The 1,221-nt window shown below is 72.6% G+C and carries 1 protein-coding gene; it reads right to left on the reverse strand.

What is annotated here, in order from left to right; translation table 11 throughout:
- The coding region (locus KS423_RS45740) for an AI-2E family transporter (RefSeq protein WP_224285549.1) at window positions 1-1,221 on the reverse strand (1,221 nt) is incomplete at both ends.

The raw sequence follows: 1,221 nt of genomic DNA on the forward strand, positions 1-1,221 counted from the left end.
GAGCGCTCGGCCGTACGCCCGGCCGTGCGCTCGGCGGCCTCGCGGGCGGCTTCGAGCGCGGTGAAGACGGCCTGGCCGGCCTCGTTGCGGCGGCGCAGGTGGGTCACCACGGTGTTGGTGACGGCGATCAGCGGGACGGCGACCACCGCGCCGCCGATGCCGCCGACGATGCCGCCGGCCGCGACGCCGAGCACGACGCCGAGCGGGTGGACCCGGACGGCCCGGCCGAGGATCAGCGGCTGGAGGATGTGGCTCTCGACCTGCATCACCACCACCAGCACCACCAGCACCATCAGCGCCGTCCACGGCCCCTGGGTGACCAGCGCGATCAGCACCGCGACGGTGCCGGTGACCAGCGCGCCGACCAGCGGGACGAAGGCGCCCAGGAAGATGATCACGGCCAGTGGCAGGGCCAGCGGCACGCCCAGCAGGTCGACGCCGATGCCGATGCAGAGCGCGTCGATGAAGGCCACGCAGACCGTGCCGCGCACGTAGGCGGTGAGCGTCGCCCAGGCCTTCGGGCCGGCTCCGGCCATCGCGAAGCGGGAGTGCCGGGGCAGGCCGCGCAGCGCCCAGTGCCAGATCTTCGCGCCGTCGTAGAGGAAGAAGAAGGTGGTGAAGAAGGTCATCAGCAGCGCGGTCAGCACCTCGACGGCGATCTGCGCGCCGGTGATCGAGGCCGAGGTGAGCTGATCGGTGTTGGTGGTGATGGCCTTGGTGATCTGATTGGCGAAGTCGGTGATCTGCTGCTGGGTCAGGTGCAGCGGCCCGGTGACCAGCCAGTCCCGCAGCTGGTTGACGCCGGTCTTCACCTGGGTGGTGACGTCCGAGAGGTTGGTCGTCACCTGCCAGACCACGAACCAGCCGACAAGGCCGATCCCGGCCAGACCGCTGAGGAACACCCCGCCCGCCGCCAGCGAGTGCGGCACCCCGCGCCGGCGCAGCCAGGAGACCGAGGGCTCCAGCAGCGCGGTGATCAGCAACGAGGCCAGCACCGAGAAGGCGACCAGCCGCAGCATGTCGACCACGTAGAAGACGACGTAGAGCGCGGCGCCGAGCAACAGCAGCCGCCAGGTCGACTCGGCGGCCACCCGCAGCCCCCACGGCACCGCCTCGGCGGGCGTGGCCGGGCGGCCGGGGTGGTACTCCCGTCCGAACCCGGTGTGCGCGACCGGTACGGCCTGGGCGGCCGGGCCCGCCGCGGCGGACGGCCGGACCGTG

The organism is Streptomyces sp. LS1784, assembly GCF_020103755.1.
Taxonomy (GTDB): Bacteria; Actinomycetota; Actinomycetes; order Streptomycetales; family Streptomycetaceae; genus Kitasatospora.